At 27.2% G+C, this 22,702-nt stretch carries 21 protein-coding genes; all 21 read right to left on the reverse strand.

Annotated features, from left to right (window positions below):
• Positions 1-2,150, reverse strand: a 2,150-nt coding sequence (locus H8891_RS07850; protein WP_187006000.1) for a chemotaxis protein CheA, incomplete at its 3' end; no start/stop codon positions are given.
• 94 nt (positions 2,151-2,244) lie between these two features.
• Entirely contained in the window at positions 2,245-3,984 is a 1,740-nt protein-coding gene (locus tag H8891_RS07855) for a HAMP domain-containing methyl-accepting chemotaxis protein (RefSeq protein WP_187006001.1), read from the reverse strand.
• A 623-nt stretch (positions 3,985-4,607) separates the two neighbouring features.
• Positions 4,608-5,228: a hypothetical protein gene (locus H8891_RS07860; protein ID WP_187006002.1), complete on the reverse strand. Its 621-nt coding sequence runs from the start codon at positions 5,226-5,228 to the stop codon at positions 4,608-4,610.
• Between the two features lie 18 nt (positions 5,229-5,246).
• Complete coding sequence (locus H8891_RS07865; RefSeq protein WP_187006003.1) at positions 5,247-5,831, reverse strand: hypothetical protein; 585 nt, start codon at positions 5,829-5,831, stop codon at positions 5,247-5,249.
• A gap of 80 nt (positions 5,832-5,911) precedes the next feature.
• The gene (locus H8891_RS07870; protein ID WP_187006004.1) at positions 5,912-7,846 is read right to left on the reverse strand and encodes a [FeFe] hydrogenase, group A; all 1,935 of its coding nucleotides are present in this window, start codon (positions 7,844-7,846) and stop codon (positions 5,912-5,914) included.
• A 183-nt stretch (positions 7,847-8,029) separates the two neighbouring features.
• Positions 8,030-9,091: a flavodoxin-dependent (E)-4-hydroxy-3-methylbut-2-enyl-diphosphate synthase gene (gene ispG / locus H8891_RS07875; protein WP_187006005.1), complete on the reverse strand. Its 1,062-nt coding sequence runs from the start codon at positions 9,089-9,091 to the stop codon at positions 8,030-8,032.
• Between the two features lie 31 nt (positions 9,092-9,122).
• Positions 9,123-10,151, reverse strand: coding sequence for an RIP metalloprotease RseP (gene rseP, locus H8891_RS07880; protein WP_207723602.1), 1,029 nt, complete (start codon positions 10,149-10,151; stop codon positions 9,123-9,125).
• 12 nt (positions 10,152-10,163) lie between these two features.
• Complete coding sequence (locus H8891_RS07885; protein ID WP_187006006.1) at positions 10,164-11,315, reverse strand: 1-deoxy-D-xylulose-5-phosphate reductoisomerase; 1,152 nt, start codon at positions 11,313-11,315, stop codon at positions 10,164-10,166.
• Positions 11,316-11,379: 64 nt separating this feature from the next.
• The gene (locus tag H8891_RS07890; protein ID WP_187006007.1) at positions 11,380-12,156 is read right to left on the reverse strand and encodes a phosphatidate cytidylyltransferase; all 777 of its coding nucleotides are present in this window, start codon (positions 12,154-12,156) and stop codon (positions 11,380-11,382) included.
• A 12-nt stretch (positions 12,157-12,168) separates the two neighbouring features.
• Positions 12,169-12,903, reverse strand: a complete 735-nt coding sequence (locus H8891_RS07895) for an isoprenyl transferase (RefSeq protein WP_147543396.1) — start codon at positions 12,901-12,903, stop codon at positions 12,169-12,171.
• Positions 12,904-12,933: 30 nt separating this feature from the next.
• Entirely contained in the window at positions 12,934-13,137 is a 204-nt protein-coding gene (locus tag H8891_RS07900; RefSeq protein WP_187006008.1) for a hypothetical protein, read from the reverse strand.
• A gap of 2 nt (positions 13,138-13,139) precedes the next feature.
• A complete protein-coding gene (gene frr / locus H8891_RS07905) occupies positions 13,140-13,697 on the reverse strand; it encodes a ribosome recycling factor (protein ID WP_187006009.1) in 558 nt (185 codons plus the stop codon).
• Between the two features lie 22 nt (positions 13,698-13,719).
• On the reverse strand, positions 13,720-14,424 hold the full coding sequence (gene pyrH / locus H8891_RS07910; protein ID WP_147543393.1) for a UMP kinase: 705 nt from the start codon (positions 14,422-14,424) through the stop codon (positions 13,720-13,722).
• A gap of 62 nt (positions 14,425-14,486) precedes the next feature.
• Positions 14,487-15,392, reverse strand: a complete 906-nt coding sequence (gene tsf, locus H8891_RS07915; protein WP_147543392.1) for a translation elongation factor Ts — start codon at positions 15,390-15,392, stop codon at positions 14,487-14,489.
• Positions 15,393-15,455: 63 nt separating this feature from the next.
• Positions 15,456-16,178 carry a 30S ribosomal protein S2 gene (rpsB, locus tag H8891_RS07920; RefSeq protein ID WP_147543391.1) on the reverse strand — a complete coding sequence of 241 codons (723 nt, stop codon included), beginning with the start codon at positions 16,176-16,178 and terminating at the stop codon, positions 15,456-15,458.
• Between the two features lie 279 nt (positions 16,179-16,457).
• On the reverse strand, positions 16,458-17,639 hold the full coding sequence (locus H8891_RS07925; RefSeq protein ID WP_187006010.1) for a D-alanyl-D-alanine carboxypeptidase family protein: 1,182 nt from the start codon (positions 17,637-17,639) through the stop codon (positions 16,458-16,460).
• Between the two features lie 74 nt (positions 17,640-17,713).
• Complete coding sequence (locus tag H8891_RS07930) at positions 17,714-18,676, reverse strand: potassium channel family protein (protein WP_187006011.1); 963 nt, start codon at positions 18,674-18,676, stop codon at positions 17,714-17,716.
• Positions 18,677-18,794: 118 nt separating this feature from the next.
• Positions 18,795-19,766 (reverse strand): serine/threonine-protein kinase, encoded by a 972-nt coding sequence (locus tag H8891_RS07935; RefSeq protein ID WP_187006012.1) that lies wholly within the window; start codon positions 19,764-19,766, stop codon positions 18,795-18,797.
• Positions 19,767-20,102: 336 nt separating this feature from the next.
• Entirely contained in the window at positions 20,103-21,392 is a 1,290-nt protein-coding gene (locus H8891_RS07940; protein WP_187006013.1) for a VanW family protein, read from the reverse strand.
• 109 nt (positions 21,393-21,501) lie between these two features.
• The gene (locus H8891_RS07945; protein WP_187006014.1) at positions 21,502-22,137 is read right to left on the reverse strand and encodes an endonuclease/exonuclease/phosphatase family protein; all 636 of its coding nucleotides are present in this window, start codon (positions 22,135-22,137) and stop codon (positions 21,502-21,504) included.
• Between the two features lie 30 nt (positions 22,138-22,167).
• On the reverse strand, positions 22,168-22,326 hold the full coding sequence (locus H8891_RS07950; protein WP_187006015.1) for a hypothetical protein: 159 nt from the start codon (positions 22,324-22,326) through the stop codon (positions 22,168-22,170).
• Positions 22,327-22,702 lie beyond the last annotated feature (376 nt).

Consider the following 22,702-nt stretch of genomic DNA (forward strand, 5'->3'; position numbering starts at 1 on the left):
ACATCAAATATTAAGCTTATAGAACCATCTTCTAAAATAGAACATCCTGATATGTAAGAATGTACCTTTTCAAACTGTGTTAATAATGTAGGTACTGGTTTAATTACAACTTGTTGTTGTCCAATTATACTATCTACAATAATACATACACTTCCCATTTCAGATTCAACTAATATCATAACTCCCTCATCAGAACTTGATTTATCCATTCCTAATATATTTGATAATCTACGAATCTTATAGCAATTTCCTCTAATAATACTATGTTCTTCTCCATTTGGATTTTGAACTATTTCATAAGCCCCATGTCTAAATACTTCCTTTATGTTTAAGGCTGGAATAATGTATATTTCATCTCCTATTTTTACCTTCATACCATCTACTATTGCTAGTGTTAATGGAATACGAAGTATAATCATTGTTCCTTTTCCTTTTTCACTGTCTATACTAATAGATCCTCTTAGTTTACGAATGTTAGTATACACAACATCCATTCCTACACCTCTACCAGAGTACTCACTTACTGCTTCTTTAGTAGAAAATCCTGGTGCTAGTATAAAGTTATAGGCTTCTTTATCACTGATATCTTCAATATTCTTATTTGTAATGCCTTTTTCAATTGCTTTTTTAACAATAGATTCTTTATCTAATCCTCTACCATCGTCCTTAATAATAATAACAACATCTCCACCAGTATTTTTTGCTTCTAATGTTACAGTTGCTTTTTCTGGCTTTGAAGTCAATTTACGTTCTTCTGGTGTCTCGATACCGTGATCCATACTATTTCTTACCATATGCATTAAAGGATCTGATATATTTTCTAAAATATTTTTATCTACTTCAGTTTGTTCCCCTATTAACTGTAATTCTACTGATTTTCCTGTTTTTCTACTCATATCCCTTACAACTCTTTGCATTTTTGTAAAGGTAGAAGAAATTGGAACCATACGAATTGACATAACTACATCTTGTAGTTCGTTTGTTAATTGGTGTAATCTTCTCGCTTGTTTTTCAAAAAGATCTCTATCAAAATTTTCTAGTTGTGACTGTTTTTCTACCATAGATTCAGTAGTAACAATTTCTCCAACTAAATTCATTAAAGTATCTACTTTACTAATGTTTACAGTTAAGTAACTATTTTTGTTATGTGCATGTGATTGATTATTTTCTTTTTTTACATTCTTTTCTTGCTTAACTTCTTTTTCTATTTTTTTATCAACATCTGATTTAGCAACTTCTTCTTTTTTAGTTTCTTCCTTTATTTCTTTTACTTCTTCTTTTACTTTTTCTTTTGCTTCATTTAATTCTTCTTTTGATGAATTATCAATAACTTCTACAACACCATTTACAGTATCATTATTACTTAAATTAACTTCTCCAAAGATATTTTCTAACTCCGCTTTATCTGTGACTTCTTTAATTTCAAAACTTTCTAAAAACATAGTTTCTTTAATAGGTTTTTCAAGTACAGATTTTTCTTCTGAAGTTTTTACATATAAAATAAATCCATCTTTGATTATAGTATCATCACATTCACCCATTAAATCTTCAGGTATAGTTTTTATAAAAGAACACATATTTTCAATTGAATTGACTACTCCAAATGCTCTAATACCTTCCATACCACATCCATTTTCAAATAAAACTTTTATATAAAAATATTTATCTTTAGTTGTTTGTTCATTATTATTATCATTATCACAACTTTGTGGTAATTCTATATCTGAATTTTTTTCACCATTATTTTCTTTAGCTCTTTTTAATAAATTTACAACTTTTTCATGTAATTCATCTATACTAGCTTCTGGAAGTAATCCATCTTGAATATTTAACATTTCTTCTTTTAGAAAATCGATACTAGATAATACAATATCAATTAATTCTTCCCACTTATCACTAGAAAGTTCAAGTCCGCTACGTATTTCATCAAAGACATCTTCTATACTATGAGTAAGTTTTGTTATACTATCATAACCCATCATAGCTGAAGAACCTTTAATAGTATGCATTGTACGGAAAATCTCTTCAATTTCTTCTTTCCCCAAACTTCCCGTATCTGATTGTCCTCCAAGTAAAATCTCTTCTAACTGCTCTAATAATTGCATATTTTCATACACGTAAAATTCATTTAAAGAATCCATTCCACTCATATTTTTCTCCTTTATTAATTAAAAAACATAATAAATCTTGTCTTTAAAAATGGAAGCATAAAAGCTTCCATTTTTATCAAATTTATAACATATTTTATTGGACTTCATTCATTCCAAAATAATTCATTTCATCGCTATTAAAACTTAAATGCTTATTAGATCCATTAGCATCTTTTAAATTAAAGTTTTCAATAAGTGCTTTAAGCATTTGAGCTTGTCCACTTAATTCTTCACTAGCAGCAGCACTTTCTTCTGATGTTGCAGAGTTTGTTTGTACTACTTCTGAAATTTGTTCTATTCCCAGTGTAATTTGGTTAATTGCACTAGCTTGTTCTTCAGATGCCTTTGCTATTTCATCAACAACTACAGTAGTTCTATTTGTTGTACTTATTATTTTTTCTAATGCCTTAGCCGTATTGTCTACAATTTCAGTTCCTTTATCCACTGCTTCTATTGAATTTTCAATAAGTGTAGCTGTATTCTTAGCAGCTTCTGCTGATTTAGCAGCAAGATTTCTTACTTCATCAGCAACAACAGCAAATCCCTTACCAGCTGAACCTGCGCGTGCAGCTTCTACTGCAGCATTTAATGCTAATATATTTGTTTGGAATGCTATATCATCTATTGTTTTTATAATTCTACTTATTTCATTAGAAGTAAATGAAATTTCTTCCATAGCCTTAACCATTTGTTTCATTTGCTCGTTACCATCTTTAACTTGACGACCTGATTCCAATGTTAATTCATTAGCTTCTTGAGCATTTTCTGCAGTACCTTTAATCTTATCTGATATTTCAATTATAGTTGCAGATAATTCTTGAATTGCGCTTGCTTGCTCAGTAGCACCTTGCGATAACATTTGTGACCCACTTGCAACTTGATTAGATGCTGCTCCTACTTCTTCTGAAGCTACATTTATTTGTGACATTGTTTCACTTAAGTCATTAGTTATTTTATTTATTGATTTCTCAATATCTTTAAATACTCCTATATATTCCATTTCAGTTGAAACATCAAAGTTACCTGATGCAACTTCATTTAATGTATGTACTGAATCATTTATAAGTTCTTTAGTCTTGCTACTCATTTGACGCATACTATCTGATAAAGATCCTAATTCATCTTTTGATTCGTAATTAATAGTTATATCATAGTCTCCATCAGCCATTTTATTTGCTGCTTCTTCTATTTCTTCAATTGGTTGCTTTAATCTATTTGTTATGTATAAACATGTAGCTAATCCTGCTACTATAGTAAATATACTAATTGTTATAGAAGCAAAAGTTGCTCTTGAAGCAGTGTCTTCTACTCCTTTATTAAATTTAACACCATAATCTTCTGCATCTTTATTAAGACTTACTGCATCATCTACACACTTATTATATGCATTAAAATATGGAGTGTTTTGTCTAAGCATTTCTATTGCTTGCTTGTAATCACCTTTATCTATAAATACAAAAACATTGTTACATTCTTGTTTTAAATTGTTTACTGAGTTTTGAAGCTCATCAATTGCACTTTTGTTTTCACTAAAAGAATTATTAAGTGTCTTTATACTCTTATCGATACTGTCAAAAGTACTCATCATTTTAGCTTTATATTGTACTGGATCTTGTTCCATAACTGCATTACCAATATATCTTGCAACAGCAACTAAATCTCTACGAACTTGCATAGTTTCAGTCGTTGATACATAAGGTCCTGTAAATAACTGATTACTTAATTTTTCTGCTCCCTTTAATTTAGATATTGTATAAAAACTTGTAAATGCTGAAAGCATTAATAAAATACCAAAAGCTAAAGTTAGCTTTTTACCTATTTTTAGATTTTTCATACATATTCCTCCCTGCAATTTTTTATTATATTTCTCTGCATCGACAATAAAATTTCCCTATTTTATAGAGTGTTAAATAATTTACTATATATATTTAGTAATATTTAAAATATATATAATTTTTTACTTTAAATATTTAAATATACATATATTACCTTTATACTTATGGAATTTTTTCCTAATTCAAATATAAGGTACTACTTTCTATTAAATTTTATTAAAAATCAATCTTTACTGTTAAAATTTTTTTGAATTCTTTATAATATTTTAAAGAATAAGTAATAATTCAGATTATTTAACCTAAATTCATATTGCTAATGTCAGTCTTAATAATTTTATGTAATTAATTATTTTTTCAACTCATCCTTCTATACGGATAAAAAAATATATACTTTAGATTCTACACTATTAATTTTCTTGTATTAATTTTATTATGAAGATCACTAATCGCAATAAATTCTAGATTTAATTTTAAAAAATTCACAAATTATTTTTTACATATACTTAGAAAGTAAATCTTCTTACATTAGATACAAATTCATTTGAATATATAAAAAATTATGTAAATAAAAAAATAAAAGCACTTAAATTATAAGTGCTTTTATTTTTTTATTTACATATATTTATTTTTTATTTATTTTATTTTTATTGTCTATACCGAAAAATTCTTGTGCATCTTTCATCAAATTGTTAAAATCATTTCTTGTTGTATTATCTACATTTAATAAATCATTTATACCTTTTCTAAATTCTACCTCTGATTTTTGCATTAAATTATTTGGTACTTCATCTAATTTTTTAGTTCTAGTTTTTAGTTCTGCTATTAATTTATTTCCTTCTGCTATCAATTTATCATTCATATCTTTTACTTTAGGATCTTCTGTTTTTACTCTTTTTAAAGAATCTACAAACTCTTGTAAATTTTTTTCACTATCTTTATATGCTTTTTTTAATCCTTCAAGATACTTTTCATTTCCTGGGTAATCTTTTGTTTCTTTTTCTACCAATATTTCATTATATCCATTATAATTTTCTAATCTAGCAATGTTGCTTTCATATAATTTACCGAATTCATTCTTATAACTTTCCATACTCATATTACCATATCTATTATCCTTAGTTTCTGTTGTTGATTTTGTTACTCTATTTTCATCTGTTTTTTTCGGCATTTTATTTGTACATCCTACCGTCCCAAATGATAATAACCCTATTAAACTTGCCGCTAAAATTTTTGAATATTTCATATTATACCTCCAAATTAATTATTTATTTAATTCTATATCTAGATAATTTCTTATACTTTCTATAGAATTTTCAAACTTAGTTTTTATATAACTTTGTATAGATATATTTTTTTGTAAATATACTATAAATTCTGATTTTGCCATTGAATAGTTATCTGGTGGTATATTATCTATTTCTTTAATCTCTACTTCAATTTCTTTTATTAAATTCAAAGTATTTTCTATTAATTCATTATTTAATTTAGTAAGATCAATATCTTTAGTAACTAAATTATTCATTCCTTTTTTAAACTCGATCAATTGTTGATTTGATATATTCAATAGCTTTTTATATTTATTTAAACTTTTATAATTATCTTCATTATCTTGTTTTAATAGAAATTTTTTTATATCATCATATTCTTCTTTTTCAATCGGATCTATATATTTTTTATATAAATTTGTAAATATATCATTATATTCGTATATACTTAAACCTTCTTGATTATTATTTCTGATGTTGATTTTATTTTCTCCATATTTATTATAAATTTCACATCCCATAAACAAAATATTACCAATCATAATCACTAATGCTACTGATAATATTTTAAGGTTTTTCATTGTTTACTCCTTCCAATTTCTTACAAACTTATTATTTCCGCTATGACAACTTTTATTTATACAATATTAATTTTAAAAATTTATTTCTTAACTTTAACAAAATATTTAGTGTGTAAAAGTTCACGAGCTTTATCACTTAATGGATGATCTAAATATTTATCATATATAGCTTGTACTTCTGGATTTTCATTAGATTTTCTTAAATTTAATGATCTATCTATATTATTTAAGCCTTCTGCCCTTTTTTCTATTGTTTCGGCTCTCTTTCTAGCTTTAGGTTGTCCACCTCCACCTACACATCCACAAGTACACGCCATTATCTCTATTGCATGGAAAAACTCTTCTTTATTTCTTATTTTATCAAGCATTTTACCTGCTTCCTTAAGTCCATAAGCAACTCCTATTCTAAGTTTTAATCCACCTACTTCTAAATCACAAGCTCTAAATGAATCCCATCCTCTAAGGCATTCAAATTCTACATTTTCTATTTTTTCTCCTGTCATATTCTCTATAGCAGTTCTAGTTGCTGCTTCTATGACTCCCCCAGTTCTTCCAAATATAATTCCTGCACCAGTATAATCTCCTAAAACGTGGTCTATCTCACTATCCTCTATATCCTGTAAATTTATATTTGAGTTTTCAAATATTTTTATAAGTTCTCTTGTTGTAATAACATAGTCAACATCATAATTAAAATCTCTTGAAAATTCGTGTCTTGATGCTTCATACTTTTTAGCCACACAAGGCATTATAGCAACTGATATTACTTGATCTCTAGTAAGACCTTTTTCTTTTGCCCATAAATCTTTAGCTACGGTTGCGAACATCTGCATAGGTGATTTAGCACTTGATGGCACATCTAGCATATCTCCATAGTTTTGTTCTATAAATTTAATCCACGCAGGACAACAAGATGTAAGTATTGGTAATCTAACATCTTCATCTCCTGAAAAATGTTTTTCTAATCTTTCTTGAAGTTCTGCTGCTTCTTCCATTATTGTTAAATCAGCTGCCCATGTAGTATCAAATACATAATCTACACCTAATTTTCTTAGACCTGCTGCTATTTTTTTTTCTACATTTACTCCAGGTTCAAATCCAAAAGCCTCTCCTATAGTAACTCTTATCGCAGGTGCCATTTGTGTTATAACCACTTTATTTGGTATAGCTAAATCTCTTAAAAACTTAAGAGTATTATCTCCTGCTGTTATTGCGTCTACAGGACAAACTGGAATACATTGTCCACAGTGTGTACATCTATTATAATCAATGTAATGCTGTTGTTTTCTATCTCCATGTATACAGTCAACTGGACAAACTCTTTCACAAGCTCCACAACCTATACATTTAGTTGTTATAGTCAATTTTATAAGATTATTACATTGAGCTGTGTAACATTTTCCTTCTTCTATGTGCTCTTCTATTTCATCATAAAATTTATCAACAATTTCTTGCATTATGTTGTGATTTTGATTTAAAGTATCCTTTACAATACTTGCAAGTTCTCTTAATATGAAAATATCTCTCATATTAGCTCTGCCTTTGCTTATTCTATCTAAAATTTTCCACATATGAAGTATCTCATTTTTTACTTTTTGATACTTTTTATATTTTTCTTCTTTCATTTTTCCTATTAAAAAATCTATGTAAAATTTAGCATACTGAACTATACAATCTTCTTGTGAAAGTATTATGATAGTTTTACTAGTATCTTTATCAAAAAAATTAAAGTCTAATTCTTTATCTAAACTATCTTCTGTTAAAAATCCCCCAAATGGTATACCTAATTGTGCAGCTTTAAAGTTGCTATTTTTTATTATTCCTCCCGCTAAGTCTATAACATCTCTAAGTGTAGCTTTTTCCGGAATTTCGATTATCCCAGGATTATTTATTTTACCTGAAATAGCAATATTTCTTTTGCTATTATCAGTTATTTGCTTTAGCTCTTCTTCACTAAACACAGAAAATACTGATCCCAATGAACTCTGTATTATACTCGGTTTTTTATCTGTCATTTCTTAACACTCCTTTATATAAATTGGTATTTAAACTATTAATTAACTTATCCATTATCGATAAATACTATTCTTGTTATTTATACAAAAATATCCTAATAACAAGAATTGATTAAATGGCTAATATAAATAAAAAAGCTGCTAAGTTAAGATTTAAAATCTTAACTTAACAGCTCTTTATTATTACTTATTATATAAATCTATCTCTGCTAACAGTTCTTCTACTAAACTATCTCCTTTTATTTTCCTTACTATCTCACCTTTTTTAAATAATAGACCTTCTCCTTTACCACCAGCTATACCGATATCAGCTTCTTTAGCTTCTCCTGGCCCATTAACTGCACATCCCATTATAGCTACAGTTATGTCTTTATCAATTTTATTAATTTTCGCTTCTACTTCATTTACTACATCTATAAGATTTATATTACATCTTCCACAAGTAGGGCATGATATAACTTTTATCTTATCATTTAATAATCCTAAACTTCTTAATATTTCTTTTCCTACTATTACCTCTTCAGTTGGGTCTCCTGTAAGAGATATTCTTACAGTATCTCCTATACCCTTTAATAAAAGAGCTCCTACGCCTATTGAAGATTTTATAGTTCCTTTTTTGACACTTCCTGATTCTGTTATCCCTATATGAAGTGGATAATCAACTTTCTTAGATATAAGTTCATAAGCTTCTATAGTTTTATATATATCTGATGATTTAAGAGATATAACTATATTATAAAAATCTAAGTCTTCAAGTATTTTTACATGGCCTAGTGCACTTTCTACTAAAGCTTCAGCTGTGGCAGAACCATATTTTTGTAACAAATCTTTTTCTAAAGAACCACCATTTACACCTATTCTTATTTTAAGGTTTTTCTCCTTACATTTGTTTACGACCATTTTTACTCTGTCTATATTCCCTATGTTTCCTGGATTTATTCTGACTCCATCTACACCTTGTTCTATAGCTTCTAGTGCTAATTTATAATCAAAATGTATATCTGCAATCACAGGTATATTTACATTTTTCTTTATTTCGCCTATGTTTTTAGCTGCTTCCATATCAGGAACTGCAACTCTAACGACATCACATCCAACTTCTTCAAGTCTTTTTATTTGTTCTATAGTTGCTTTTGCATCTCTTGTATCTGTATTAGTCATAGATTGTATAGATATTGGATTGTTTCCACCAATTTTAAGACTTCCCACACTAATTTCTCTACTTAATCTTCTTTCGTAACTCATTGTCTCACCTTCACCTTCTAGTCAAACTTTGCTACATTCTAATTAATTTAACTATATCTTTATATGTTATAAATAACATAAATATCATTAATGTAGCAAATCCTATTAAATTTACCATACCTTCTTTATTAGGATCTATTTTCTTTCCACCTCTTAAAAATTCTATAAATAAAAAGAATAATCTTCCTCCGTCAAGAGCTGGTATAGGTAATAAGTTTAATATTCCTAAGTTTAAACTTATTACAGCTGCAATTTGAAGAACACTTACTAACCCTGATCTAGTTGCATCTGCAACAATGCTTATTACACCTACAGGTCCTGCAAGAGAACCTTCGACTCCACCTGGTAAATTACCTGTTATTAATTTTCCTAAGAAAGTAACCATTTGAACAGTCATATTTATAGTTGCTTTTATTGCATTTCCAAACGCTCCTAATATATCTTTTTCATTTTTGGGAGATATCCCTATTAAATAATTTCCATCTTTAAACTCAGGCTTAACCTTAACATTTTTTTCTTTTCCATCTCTATTAATAGTTATTGATAACTCTTTTCCATTTGACGATTGAATTTCTTTACTTAATTCATTCCAACTTTTAATGTTAACTCCATTTATTTCAGTTATTTTATCCCCTGATTTAATTCCTGCTTTTTGAGCCACGCTATTTTCCATAACAGTTTGTAAAGTTGTTGTTGGCTTACTCGGATTTCCTATATACATAAATACAGGAATTAAAATTATAACTGTAAGTATTATATTGAAAAATGGACCTGCAAATAATATACTAGCCCTTTGTAATATGCTTTTATTACCAAAAGCTCTTGGATCCTTCGAATCACCATCTTCACCCTCCATAGCAACATATCCACCAAGAGGTAATAACCTTATACTGTATAATGTCTCTCCTTTTTGAAAACTATATATTTTTGGCCCCATACCTATAGCAAATTCATGTATCCTAACCCCTGCTCTTTTAGCAAATAAAAAGTGTCCTAATTCATGAATGAATACTATTATACCAAAAGCTAAAATAGCTGCTAATACAGTTATTATATTCATACCTTCACCACCTTATTTAATACATTTTTTTACGAATTCTCTACTCCAATTATCTGTATATAATATTTCTTCTAATGTTGGCTTTTCTATACTCTTATGAGCATCTAATGTTTTTTCTATATAGTATGGAATATCGTAGAATTTTATTTTATCTTCTAAAAATTCATTAACTAGAACTTCATTAGCTGCATTTAAAACTGCTGAGTATGTTCCTCCCATATTTAAACTATCATATGCTAACTTTAAACAAGGAAAAGTATTTAAATCAGGTTTTTCAAATGTTAAGCTACTTAACTTAGAAAAATCTAATCTTTCAAAATCATTAAGTATTCTTTCTGGATAAGTTAATGCATATTGTATAGGAAGTTTCATATCCGGGCATCCCATCTGAGCTATTATTGAACTGTCTACAAATTGAACCATTGAATGTATTATACTTTGAGGATGTACAACTACATCTATTTTATCTGAGTTTACATCGAATAACCATTTAGCTTCTATAACTTCTAATCCCTTATTCATAAGAGTAGAAGAATCTATACTTATTTTTCTTCCCATACTCCAATTTGGATGTTTTAATGCTTCGTTTTTAGTTACATTTATTAAATCATTTTTAGACTTACCTCTAAATGGTCCTCCAGACGCAGTTAATATTATGCTTTCTATTTCTTTTTTACTCTCCCCATTTAAACATTGGAATATTGCACTGTGTTCACTATCGACAGGAAGTATTGCTACATTTCTTTTCTTTGCTTCTTCCATAACTAATTGACCTGCTGTAACTAATGTTTCTTTATTAGCTAGTGCTATAGTCTTACCTTTTTTTATTGCTTCAAGAGTTGGTACTAAGCCTATCATACCCACTATTGCAGTTAAAAGCACATCAATTTCATCTAAAGACGATATTGTAATTAACCCTTCCATTCCGCTTAATACTTCAATTTTTATATCACTTGGTATCATTTCTTTTAATTCTTTTGCACTATTTTCATTATATACCGCAACATATCTAGGCTTAAATTCCTTTATTTGCTCTAAAAGTAGGTTTATGCTACTATTTGCAGATATAGCTACAACTTCAAATTTATCTCTATTTTTTCTAACTACATCTAAAGTTTGTGTTCCTATCGATCCTGTTGATCCCAATATTGATATTTTTTTCATACTATTTATATTCCTTTCCAATAATTTATATACTATACAATTAAAGCTTCAGAGGAACCTGAAGCTAAATAAATATATATATTGCATAGTAAACAAATGGTGCTACTAGTATAACACTATCAAATCTATCTAATATACCACCATGTCCTGGTATTAATTTTCCATAATCTTTTATTCCTACGTATCTTTTTATAGCTGATGCAAATAGATCTCCAAATTGTGCTACGATACTTCCAATACTTCCTACTAAAATCATATGAGTTATATCTAATTTAAATATATATCCAAAAATTACGCAACAAATTGTAGAACCTAAAATACCACCAATACTACCTTCTATCGTTTTCTTAGGACTTATGCTAGGTATTAATTTATGTTTTCCAAATAGATATCCACTAAAATATGCAAAGGTATCTGTCATAAATGATATTATAAATATCAACCATACATAAATTCCGCCTAATCTAAAATTATTTATTGTTAAAACTATATAATCTAAAAATATTGGTATATAAAATATACCTATAAATGTTATAGAAAAATCTATTATGTTTTTCTTATTCGATAAAATATAAACTATTCCTATTAAGAATAATATAAATACAAATATATATGTATATTCGGTTTGTAATTTAAAAATATTTTTTATAGATAAGTATATAGCAAATAAATACCCCAAAATACTTATAGGTTGTATACTTTTGCTTTTAAATGCTTTATAGAACTCATCTAACCCAATTATTCCTATAATAGCCTCTGCTATGTATAGTGGCAATCCTCCATATATTACAAATAGTAATAATGGAATTAAAGCTAGTGCTGCAATGATTCTTACAACCATAAAATAATCTCCTTACTTAAGTCCACCAAACCTTCTATCTCTATTTTGGTAAACATATATAGCTTTTCTAACCTCAGTTTCATTGAAATCAGGCCAGTATATATCTGTAAAATAAAATTCAGAATATGCAATCTCCCACAATAAGAAGTTACTTATTCTTTGTTCACCACTAGTTCTTATTATTAAATCTGGGTCTGGTATAGACTTTGTACTTAAATGTTTTGTTATAGTATCTTCATTTATATCTTCTATATCTATTTTACCACTTTTATAATTTTTTACTATATCTACAACTGCATTTTTTATATCATTTCTACTACCATAATTTAAAGCTATATTTAAGTTTAATCCAGTATTATCTTTAGTTACATCAATTGCATTTTTTATAGCATCTATAGATTTACGTGGTAGTACATCTATATCACCTATAGTTGTTATTCTTACATTATTTTTATGTAATTCTTTTAACTCTTTATTTAAATATGTATATAATAGATTCATTAAAGCATCTACTTCTAACTTTGGTCTTTTCCAATTTTCTGTTGAAAATGCATATAAAGTTAAATGTTTTACCCCTAATGCTGAGCACTCTTTTGTAACTGCCCTTATAGCTTCAACCCCAGCTTTATGTCCAACTGTTCTTGGAAGTAGTCTCTCTTTAGCCCATCTACCATTTCCGTCCATTATTATTGCTATATGAGTAGGTACATTACTTAAGTTTATGTCATATATATTATTTTTATTCATAAACTACCTCCCAATAAAATTTTCTGACTCCTATTTTAAGGAGTCAGCAAAGTAAGTTTGTATTATCTCTACACTATTATCTAACTCAGATATTTTAATAACTCTAGGTACGATTAATTTTTCTTCATCTTTATATCCTTTTATGGTAGTTATAGTATAGTTTTTATTTTCTTTTTTAAAGAAATTTTCTACCTCATTTGTATGAAGTCCTAATAAATTGTAGTATTTTTTCAATATTATACCGCCATTATATCTTGTTCTTTAGCTTTTAATAAAGAATCAACTTCTTTTATAAATTTATCAGTTACTTTTTGAACTTCATCTTGAGATTTCTTTAAATCATCTTCAGTTATTTCGCCTTCTTTTTCCATCTTTTTAAGCTTATCGTTAGCATCTCTTCTTTCATTTCTTAATCTAACTTTAAACTCTTCTGCAACTTTGCTAGCTTGCTTAGCTAATTCTTTTCTTCTTTCTTCTGTTAAAGCTGGAACTGATATTCTTATAACTTGTCCATCATTAGTTGGATTTAATCCTAAATCTGAGTTTCTTATAGCTTTTTCTATTTCAGGCATAGCTGTTTTATCCCAAGGATTTATCATTAAAGTTCTTGGTTCTGGTACAGATATAGCACCAACTTGATTTATAGGAGTTGGTGTTCCGTAATAATCAACTCTTATTTTATCTAACATTTGAGCATTAGCTCTTCCTGCTCTTATAGTAGTAAATTCTGTTTTAAGTGCTTCTATTGTTCTGCTCATTTTTTCTTCTAATTGTTTTTTTACTTGTGCGCTCATTGTTAATCCTCCTTATATTTAATTATTTTACAGTAGTTCCTATATTTTCACCCATAACTGCTTTTATTATATTCTCTGTAGAAAGTTCAAATACCTTTATTGGTATCTTATTATCCATACATAAAGATGTAGCAGTTGAGTCCATAACTTTAAGTTCTTTTTGTAATACATCTATATAACTAAGTTCTGTAAATTTCTTAGCATCAGCATGTACCTTTGGATCTTTATCATATACTGCATCTACATTTTTAGCAAGTAATATAACTTCAGACTCCATTTCTGCAGCACGAAGTGCAGCTGCTGTATCAGTTGAGAAGTAAGGATTTCCTGTTCCCGCTCCGAATATAACAACTCTAGATTTTTCTAAGTGTCTAACTGCTTTTCTTCTTATATAAGGCTCTGCTATTTGTCTCATTTCTATAGCAGTTTGAACTCTTGTTAATACATCTATATTTTCAAGAGCATCTTGTAGCGCCATAGCATTCATAACTGTAGCTAACATTCCTATATAGTCAGCAGTAGTTCTATCCATTCCTTCAGATGTTCTTCCTCTCCAGAAGTTACCTCCTCCAACAACTACAGCTACTTCTACACCAATTTCTTGTATTTGCTTTATAGCTTGTGCTATGTCATTTACAACTTCGTTATTTATACCAAATCCCTTATCTCCAGATAATGCTTCTCCACTTAATTTAAGTAATACTCTTTTGTACATGGGCTTTGTCATTTGAAATCCTCCTTAGTTAACTTTTTAAAAAAGAGAACACCGAAGTGTTCTCTTTTGGTTAATTACTTAAGTTGCTTAGCAACCTCTTCAGCAAAGTTTTCTTCTTTCTTTTCTATACCTTCACCAACTTCGAATCTTACGACTCTAGCAACCTTTATTTCAGAACCTACTTTTTTAGCAACGTCTGCAACTAATTGCTTTATAGTTAAATCTGGGTTTTTAACGAAAGTTTGCTCAACTAAACAAACTTCTTTTAATTGTTTTTCTAATCTTCCCTTTATCATCTTTTCAACTATATTAGCTGGCTTTCCTTCGTTTAAAGCTTGTTGAGTTAATATTTCAGTTTCATGAGCTATGTACTCTGGATCTACATCATCCTTAGAAACATATTTAGGGTTCATAGCAGCAACTTGCATAGCTATATCTCTTCCCATTGCTAATACTTCAGCATCTCTAGCTTCTGTTTCTAATTCAACTAATACACCTATTTTTCCACCACCGTGGATGTATCCAGCAACTTGTCCGTTTGTAGATATTTTAGCAAATCTTCTTATATCTAACTTTTCTCCTATAGTAGCTATTCTGTTATTTAATACTTCAGATAAAGCTCCTTCTTTGTGAGATTCAGTTAATAATCCAGCTACATCTTCTTTTTCAGTAGCTAAAGCTATTTCAGCAACATCTTTAACGAAAGTTTTGAAATCTTCGTTTTTAGCAACGAAATCTGTTTCTGAGTTTATTTCAACTATAGCCCCAACAGTGTTGTCAGCGTTTATTTCTATAGCAACTAAACCTTCAGCAGCTATTCTATCAGATTTCTTAGCAGCTTTAGATAATCCTTTTTCTCTTAATATATCTATAGCTCTTTCCATATTTCCTTCAGCTTCTTGTAAAGCTTTTTTACAGTCCATCATTCCGGCACCTGTAGTTTCTCTTAACTCTTTAACCATTTGTGCAGTTATAGCCATTGGTATTCCCTCCTATATATTACTAATGGTAAGGGGATATACCCTTACCATTAAATTATGTTATTATTCTTGATCTTCAGTTACTTCTTCTTGATCATCAGCTATAGCTTGTCTACCTTCTATTATAGCAGTTGCCATAGCACCAGTTATTAACTTAACAGCTCTTATAGCGTCATCGTTTCCTGGTATAGCAAAGTCTAATTGCTCAGGGTCACAGTTTGTATCAACTATACCTATTACTGGTATACCTAATCTGTGAGCTTCTTGTATAGCTATGTTTTCTTTTCTTGGATCTACTACGAATATAGCAGCTGGTAATTCAGGCATATCTTTTATACCGTTTAAGTATTTTTCTAATTTTTCTTTTTCAGCTCTTAATTTTATAACTTCTTTCTTAGGAAGAACGTTGAATACTCCTTCTTCTTCCATTTTTTCTAACTTTCTTAACTTGTCTATTCTAGTCTTTATAGTTTTGTGGTTTGTTAACATTCCACCTAACCATCTTTCATTAACGTAGAACATTCCACATCTTTCAGCTTCTTCTTTTATAGCTTCTTGAGCTTGTTTCTTAGTTCCTACGAATAATATTGGCTTTCCAGTTTCAGCTATTTCTTTAGTGAACTTGTAAGCTTCTTCAACTTTTTTAACAGTTTTTTGTAAGTCTATTATATATATTCCATTTCTTTCTGTGAATATATATTGAGCCATCTTAGGGTTCCATCTTCTTGTTTGATGTCCGAAGTGAACACCAGCTTCTAATAATTGTTTCATTGATATTACTGACATTTTTACCTCCTGGTTTTACCTCCGACCTGGTCAACTCTTTAAAAAACCATTTAGGCACCTTTTAAAGATCACAAAGCCGTGCGTTATTTTATTTTTTACCTCAGTTAGTATATCATAGGCGATTATAAATTACAATATTTTTTATAAATTTTATATCATTATATATATGTACTATTAACTTACATTTTCTTAAATAATTATTTACAAATAATAACCTAAATATTCATTATATTATTCTTTAATATAAGATAGGGATATAACCCCTATCTTATATTAATTTTAATTGTTAAATAACATTTTTACTTTTGTAATAAGAGAAGCACTATCTACATCATTTGTACTTATTATATCTACACTGCCTAATACTTCTCCATTATCAGCATAATATTTTATAACACCTACTACATCACCTTTTTTTACAGGGTATTCTAATTCTTTCAATGTAACTTGAGTATTTATATGTTCTTTATTTCCTATAATAGTATATAACTCTTCTTTTGTTCTTAACTCTACTTCTAGCTCTTTAAGTCCTTTAATATATTTTTTTCCTATCAATTCATTTTGAGTTATAACTTTTTCTGTATGGTAATTTTCTTTACCATATCTTAACATATCAAGAGAAGCTGATAATCTCTTATTTTTATGATTTGCTCCTAAGCTTACTCCTATGATTCTATATTTTCTCATGTCATTTTCTTTTTTCACATTCATAGAAAATGATAAACAATATCCAGCATTACCTGTATATCCTGTTTTTATTCCATCTACGTCTGGTATCATTCTAAGAAGTGGATTTGTATTGTTTCGTTCAAATCCTCTGTCTGGGTTAGAATAAGTTATCATATCTGTAATAGATACAACTTGTTTTTCATATTTATCAAACAAATATTTACCAAGAGTGGCTATATCTCTAGCTGTAGATATATTTTGTTTAGGTTGAGCCTTTGGGTTTTGTAAATCATATATAGGTAAACCATGAGGATTTACAAAATTAGTATTATTCATTCCTATTTCTTTTGCTTTTTTATTCATAAGTTTTACAAAATCATCTACATCTTTTGATATGTGAGTTGCTATAGCTATTGCTGCATCATTTCCAGATACTATCATAAGTCCTTTCATAAGTTCAATAAAAGGAACTTCTTCATTTTCTTTTAAGTGGTAACTAGAACCTCTTACTGAAGCTATCTTTTTGGTTATTTTAACTTTTTCTTTGGGATTAACTTTATTACTTTCTATAGCTTCTATAGCTATTAAGAAAGTCATCATTTTACTTAAACTTGCTAATGGTCTTTTTTCATCTGGATTTTTAGCATATAGTACTCTATTTGTATCTTGGTCTATTAATATTGATGATAAAGAATACTTATCTACTTCTTTTTCATTTGCAAATGCAGTATATGGAGTTATAGCTGCTAAAATTAAAATAAATGATATAAACTTTTTTACTCCTGATGTCATTTTTTCACCTTCTTAAATTAATAAGTATATATTAATTTTTAACTTATTAATCTAAATATATATCTAGTAATTATTTACTTTCTTGAAATCTTCCTAAAAATTACAGAAGCCCAAGAAGCTGCCATAGTTAATCCAAGAAACACTTCAATGCTTACTAATATTTTCCCTAAAATATTAGGTACTAATATATCTCCATATCCGACAGTAGTGAATGTAATCATACTAAAATACCATAAATCTATATAATGTTTTACTATTTTATTAATATTATAATTTTTAATTGTATTTAATCCTATAAATTCATTATTTATATTTTTTACTCCAGTAAACATATAAAATAACGCAAATATGCTTATTATTAAAAGTGATATTATAAATATATTTACAGGTTTTTCGCCATATCCAATAACATACCGAGATAATAAATCTATAAACTTTGTATTTACATATTCAACATTGCTATCAAAATTTTTTCTTTTTATACATTTACCCCCATAATACCTTTCCATATAATAATAGTGACCAAGCTTTTCATAATCGCCAATAATACCAGCTTGATTTTTAGCTATCCTATAATTCACCTTTGCATATTCATAATCTTTCTTTTCGTAAACTATATCTTTAAGTATTAATTTACAACAATGGCTTAAAAATACACCATCTAATTTAGGTAAATTATGCACATCTTCAAAAAGCAATTTTTGTCCTTTTATTTTTGACTTTATAAATATATTTTTATTAGTTATATCTTTGTTAAAATTTATATTTTTAAATATACAATCTCCATAAAAAATACAATTAATAAATGTTATATTTTTCTTAAATCTAGTATTTTTAAAAATTATATCTTTTTTAAACTCACAGTTTTCAAATATAACATCATTATTAAATATGCTATTTGAAAAATTTATATCTTTATATTGTCTTAATTCATCTATTTTATTAGTATCAATAACTATAACCTCATTAAATATTAAATTAGTATAATCTATATATTCTTTTTCTAGCTTATTTTCTTTAGCTTTTTTAATATCCATAGGTTATGTTGCCTCCAAATTTATTTTTATTAATTATTTTTGAATTTATAATATTTTTTATTCAATTTCAGTGTAAATAAAAAAACTGTATCAAAACTTAACTTTGATACAGCTTTTTTTACATCGAAATACCTAATATTAAAAATGAAATAATTGCAACTAACCCAACTGCTGCAATTTTTTTAAATTTATAATCTTTTTTCACAACATCTATATTTTTAATAACTTCTAACTCTTCTACTAAATTTTCTTTATTCTCCTGAATATTTTCAACTTCATACATATATTCACTTAAATCTATAATTACCTCTTGTGGAGTTTTGTATCTATCATCTCTACTTAATAACTTATTTATTATATGTAATATTTTTTCTGGTACAACTTCAGTATTAAACTTATTCCAATTTATACCTTTATCCATTTCCATTAGAATATCTTCTTCATTTTCTAAGCTTCCAAATGGATGTTCTCCAAAAACTAACTCAAATATAATTACTCCAAGTGCATAAAAATCGCTACTTTTATCAGTGTAACCTAAGCAAATTTGATGAGGACACATATATCTTAAATCTTCAGAAAACATCTTTATTCCATTATTAAAAATTTTATTATTAGCTTTTATAATTCCTATATTACCTAATTTTACATTATATCCTTCATCTATAATTATACTTTCAGGATGCAAAAAACCATGATATATATCATAGCTATGAGCTACTTCTAATGCATTTAATATTTGTCTTAATATAATAACAATTTCATCCATGTTTAATCTATAATACCTAGTTAATTCTTCTAAGGTACTACCTTCTACATATTCACTTATAGTATAGTATAAACTACATCCATCTTCTAGAGTATGAACCCCTACATCTTTAAGTTTAAGTATGTTTGGAGAATCTATTTCATTCATAGTCGTAGCTTCATCTATTAAGTTAGATACAAATTTTTTACTCCTTATTACATCTTGATCTATTATATTTATAATAACCATTTGGCCATCACAAGAATCTTTACCTTTATATAAGCATGATTTAGATCCTCTTCCAATTTTGTCTATTATCTCATACCTATTGCTTATATATAACAAATAAACTCCCCCCCTATGTATTACGAACTTGTTCTTTAACACTTCATTCTTATTATAACACCTTATGTAAATTATTGGAAAGTAAATAAGAATTGTATAAATATATTTAAATAGTTTTGTCAAGTTTTAAGATATTATAGTTTATCTATGTCATCATACCTAAGAATTATCTTATTATAATCCATTTAAATACTAAAATCGTAAAATAGGTTTCATTTAAAAATTCTATAAAAATATCCGTATATGATTTCCTAATCAACATAGTCAACTTGACTACTTTTATAGAAATTATATACGGATATATACTTATATTATTTAGCAAATTATTAATTAATTTTATTTTTTCTTATATGAGCTAGTTGTTATATATTCACTTTTTATTATGTTCCCTGAAGAATCTTTAAAATCTCTGTAGGTTTTGACTACATTACCATTTCCACCTTTAACTTTTTCAACTCTTATGCTTATGTTTTTTCTATCTTGTGAATTTCCATATATTTTACTTGTAACAACACCATTATAAGTTGTATTTTTTATATATATAGGATGATTATATGGATTTTTAAATTTCAAATCTAAATATCCATCAACCACAGTTGCATCCTTACCAACAGGTGCGTAAGCAGATGGTAAAGAGTGATTTCTGACCTTGGTTATATCTAGCCCAGAATATAGTGCTGAGTTATATATAGTTGTAGATACCTGACATACTCCACCTCCAGTACCATCCTGTAATTTACCATTAACTATAACAGGAGCATTTTTGTATCCATTAGCTTTACTTCTAGGTCCTGTTGATTCATTATATGAAAATTCTTCTCCTGGCATAAGAATTATATCACTTGTACTATTAGCTGATTTTATAATATTATGAGTTCTGTTAGGCACTGAATTGTTAAATTTAGTGCTATGAGTAGCTAATACTGAATCTACACTTTTTAATACTTCTGTCTTTATTTTTGGTTCCTCTTTTTTAACAACTAAATTTACAGTTTTAAAATTTTTCTCATCTATAGAGTTTTTTATTTTATATTTACTTGATTTTATATCTACCTCTCGCCCAACAACAGAAGGAGTTATATCAAATCTACCTGAATCAGATATGTACAGCTTAGCATCTTTTACTTTAGAATTTACCTCTTTAGCCATATTTTGTAAGTAATTATCTAATTTATTTTCATCATATACTGATTTTATTTTGAAACTTTCTTTATTTCCACTTTTTAAAGAAATTACTTTCTTAACATTTTCTAAATATGAATCTGTTTTATTAAAATTGTAAGCATTAGATATAGCTTCGTCCAAATTGTATTTTAATCCTATATCTGATGGCTTTATATTAAAAGTTTTATCTTCATAAGATATAACAATAGATTTAGGTGTATATTTTTTATTTAATAATTCTTTAGCTTCTTTTTGGTTAAGATTTGATACATTAACACTTTCTATATATACATTGTTTGCAATTTTACCATTGTATATATACTTATTATTAAATGAGTTTATTCCTATAAAACCTATAATTCCAGAAATTACAATAGCACAAACTATAATTGCAAATTTTTTTTTATAATTTTTTAACTTAGTACTATCTTCATTTTGTTCTAATAATACATCTTGTTGCATTATATCCCCCCTAACTTTACCTAAGTTTATTATATTTAAAACATTTTTCTAAAACAATGATTCTTAGGTATATGTAACTTTATTGTTACAATTGTAGGAAGGTAAGTATTTATATATTAAATTCTCCAATTACTGGGTAGTGATCAGATAAATTTTTAAAATCCACTTTATATTTTTTAACACATATATTTTGAGATATAAACATATAGTCTATTCTAGATTTGCTTATTTTGAAAGTTTCAACATTTTCTTTATCAAATAATTTAGCTAAATCATAATAATTATCTATGCATAAATTTATTTGATTAAAATCTCCACAAATTATTATTTTTCCTCTTAATTTATTTAAATAATTTATCACTTCTTCTATTTGCTGTTCTCTCTCATCCACATTTAATCCTAGATGAAGGTTTATTAAATTTATTAACTTATTATTAATAAATAATTCTAGATGAATAAATCCTCTTCTTTCATTTTTACTAGTTAAATGAATTCCTCTTACCAAACTTATATTTTCTTTACAATATATACTTATTCCATATTCATCATTTTTTAGATTGACATTAGATAAAAAATATCCATTTAATTTAAGATGAAATAATATTTTTTTATGAATACTTCCTAAAACTTCTTGTAGACATATTATATCAGCATCTATACATTCTAAATAGCTTAATATTTGTGTCAAGGTATTTTCATTATTTTCATTCATACCCCTGTGAATATTATAAGTTAATATTTTCATTCATGACCCCCTATATATTCATCTAACTCTTTAACATCTTTCTTTTCTTATTCTTGTACACTTACCTTGATTTATAACAAATAAAAATCCCATTTTTTTATATATTTCGTCTAACTCCCCTATACTAACTTCTCCATTTCTTAAGTTTTTTATAGTTATATCCTCTATTCTTCTATTTGATATTATCATAGGTTAATCGCTCCTTTATTAATCAATAATTTATACTATTTTATTCACATAATTTAATATTTATTACCAATAATTTTTCGAACATTCGTTCTTCGCAAGAATTATTATACACCAAACACTCGTTCGATTTCAATAGAAAAATATTATTTTTTATATTTTTTTGTCATTAATTGGATTTTGTTAATTTTTTAATAATTCAACAAAAAAATAGGAGTACTGTATAACATATTTAATATGTTATACAGTACTCCTATTTATAAGCATTTATTTATTTTATCTATTTAAGGAATCATTTATTTATATTGTATACAGTATACTATACACTATTAATAACATTCTGTCAATATAATAAATCATATTTTATATAAATAGTATA

It is taken from the genome of Paeniclostridium hominis, from assembly GCF_014306135.1.
In the GTDB taxonomy this organism is placed as follows: domain Bacteria; phylum Bacillota; class Clostridia; order Peptostreptococcales; family Peptostreptococcaceae; genus Paraclostridium; species Paraclostridium hominis.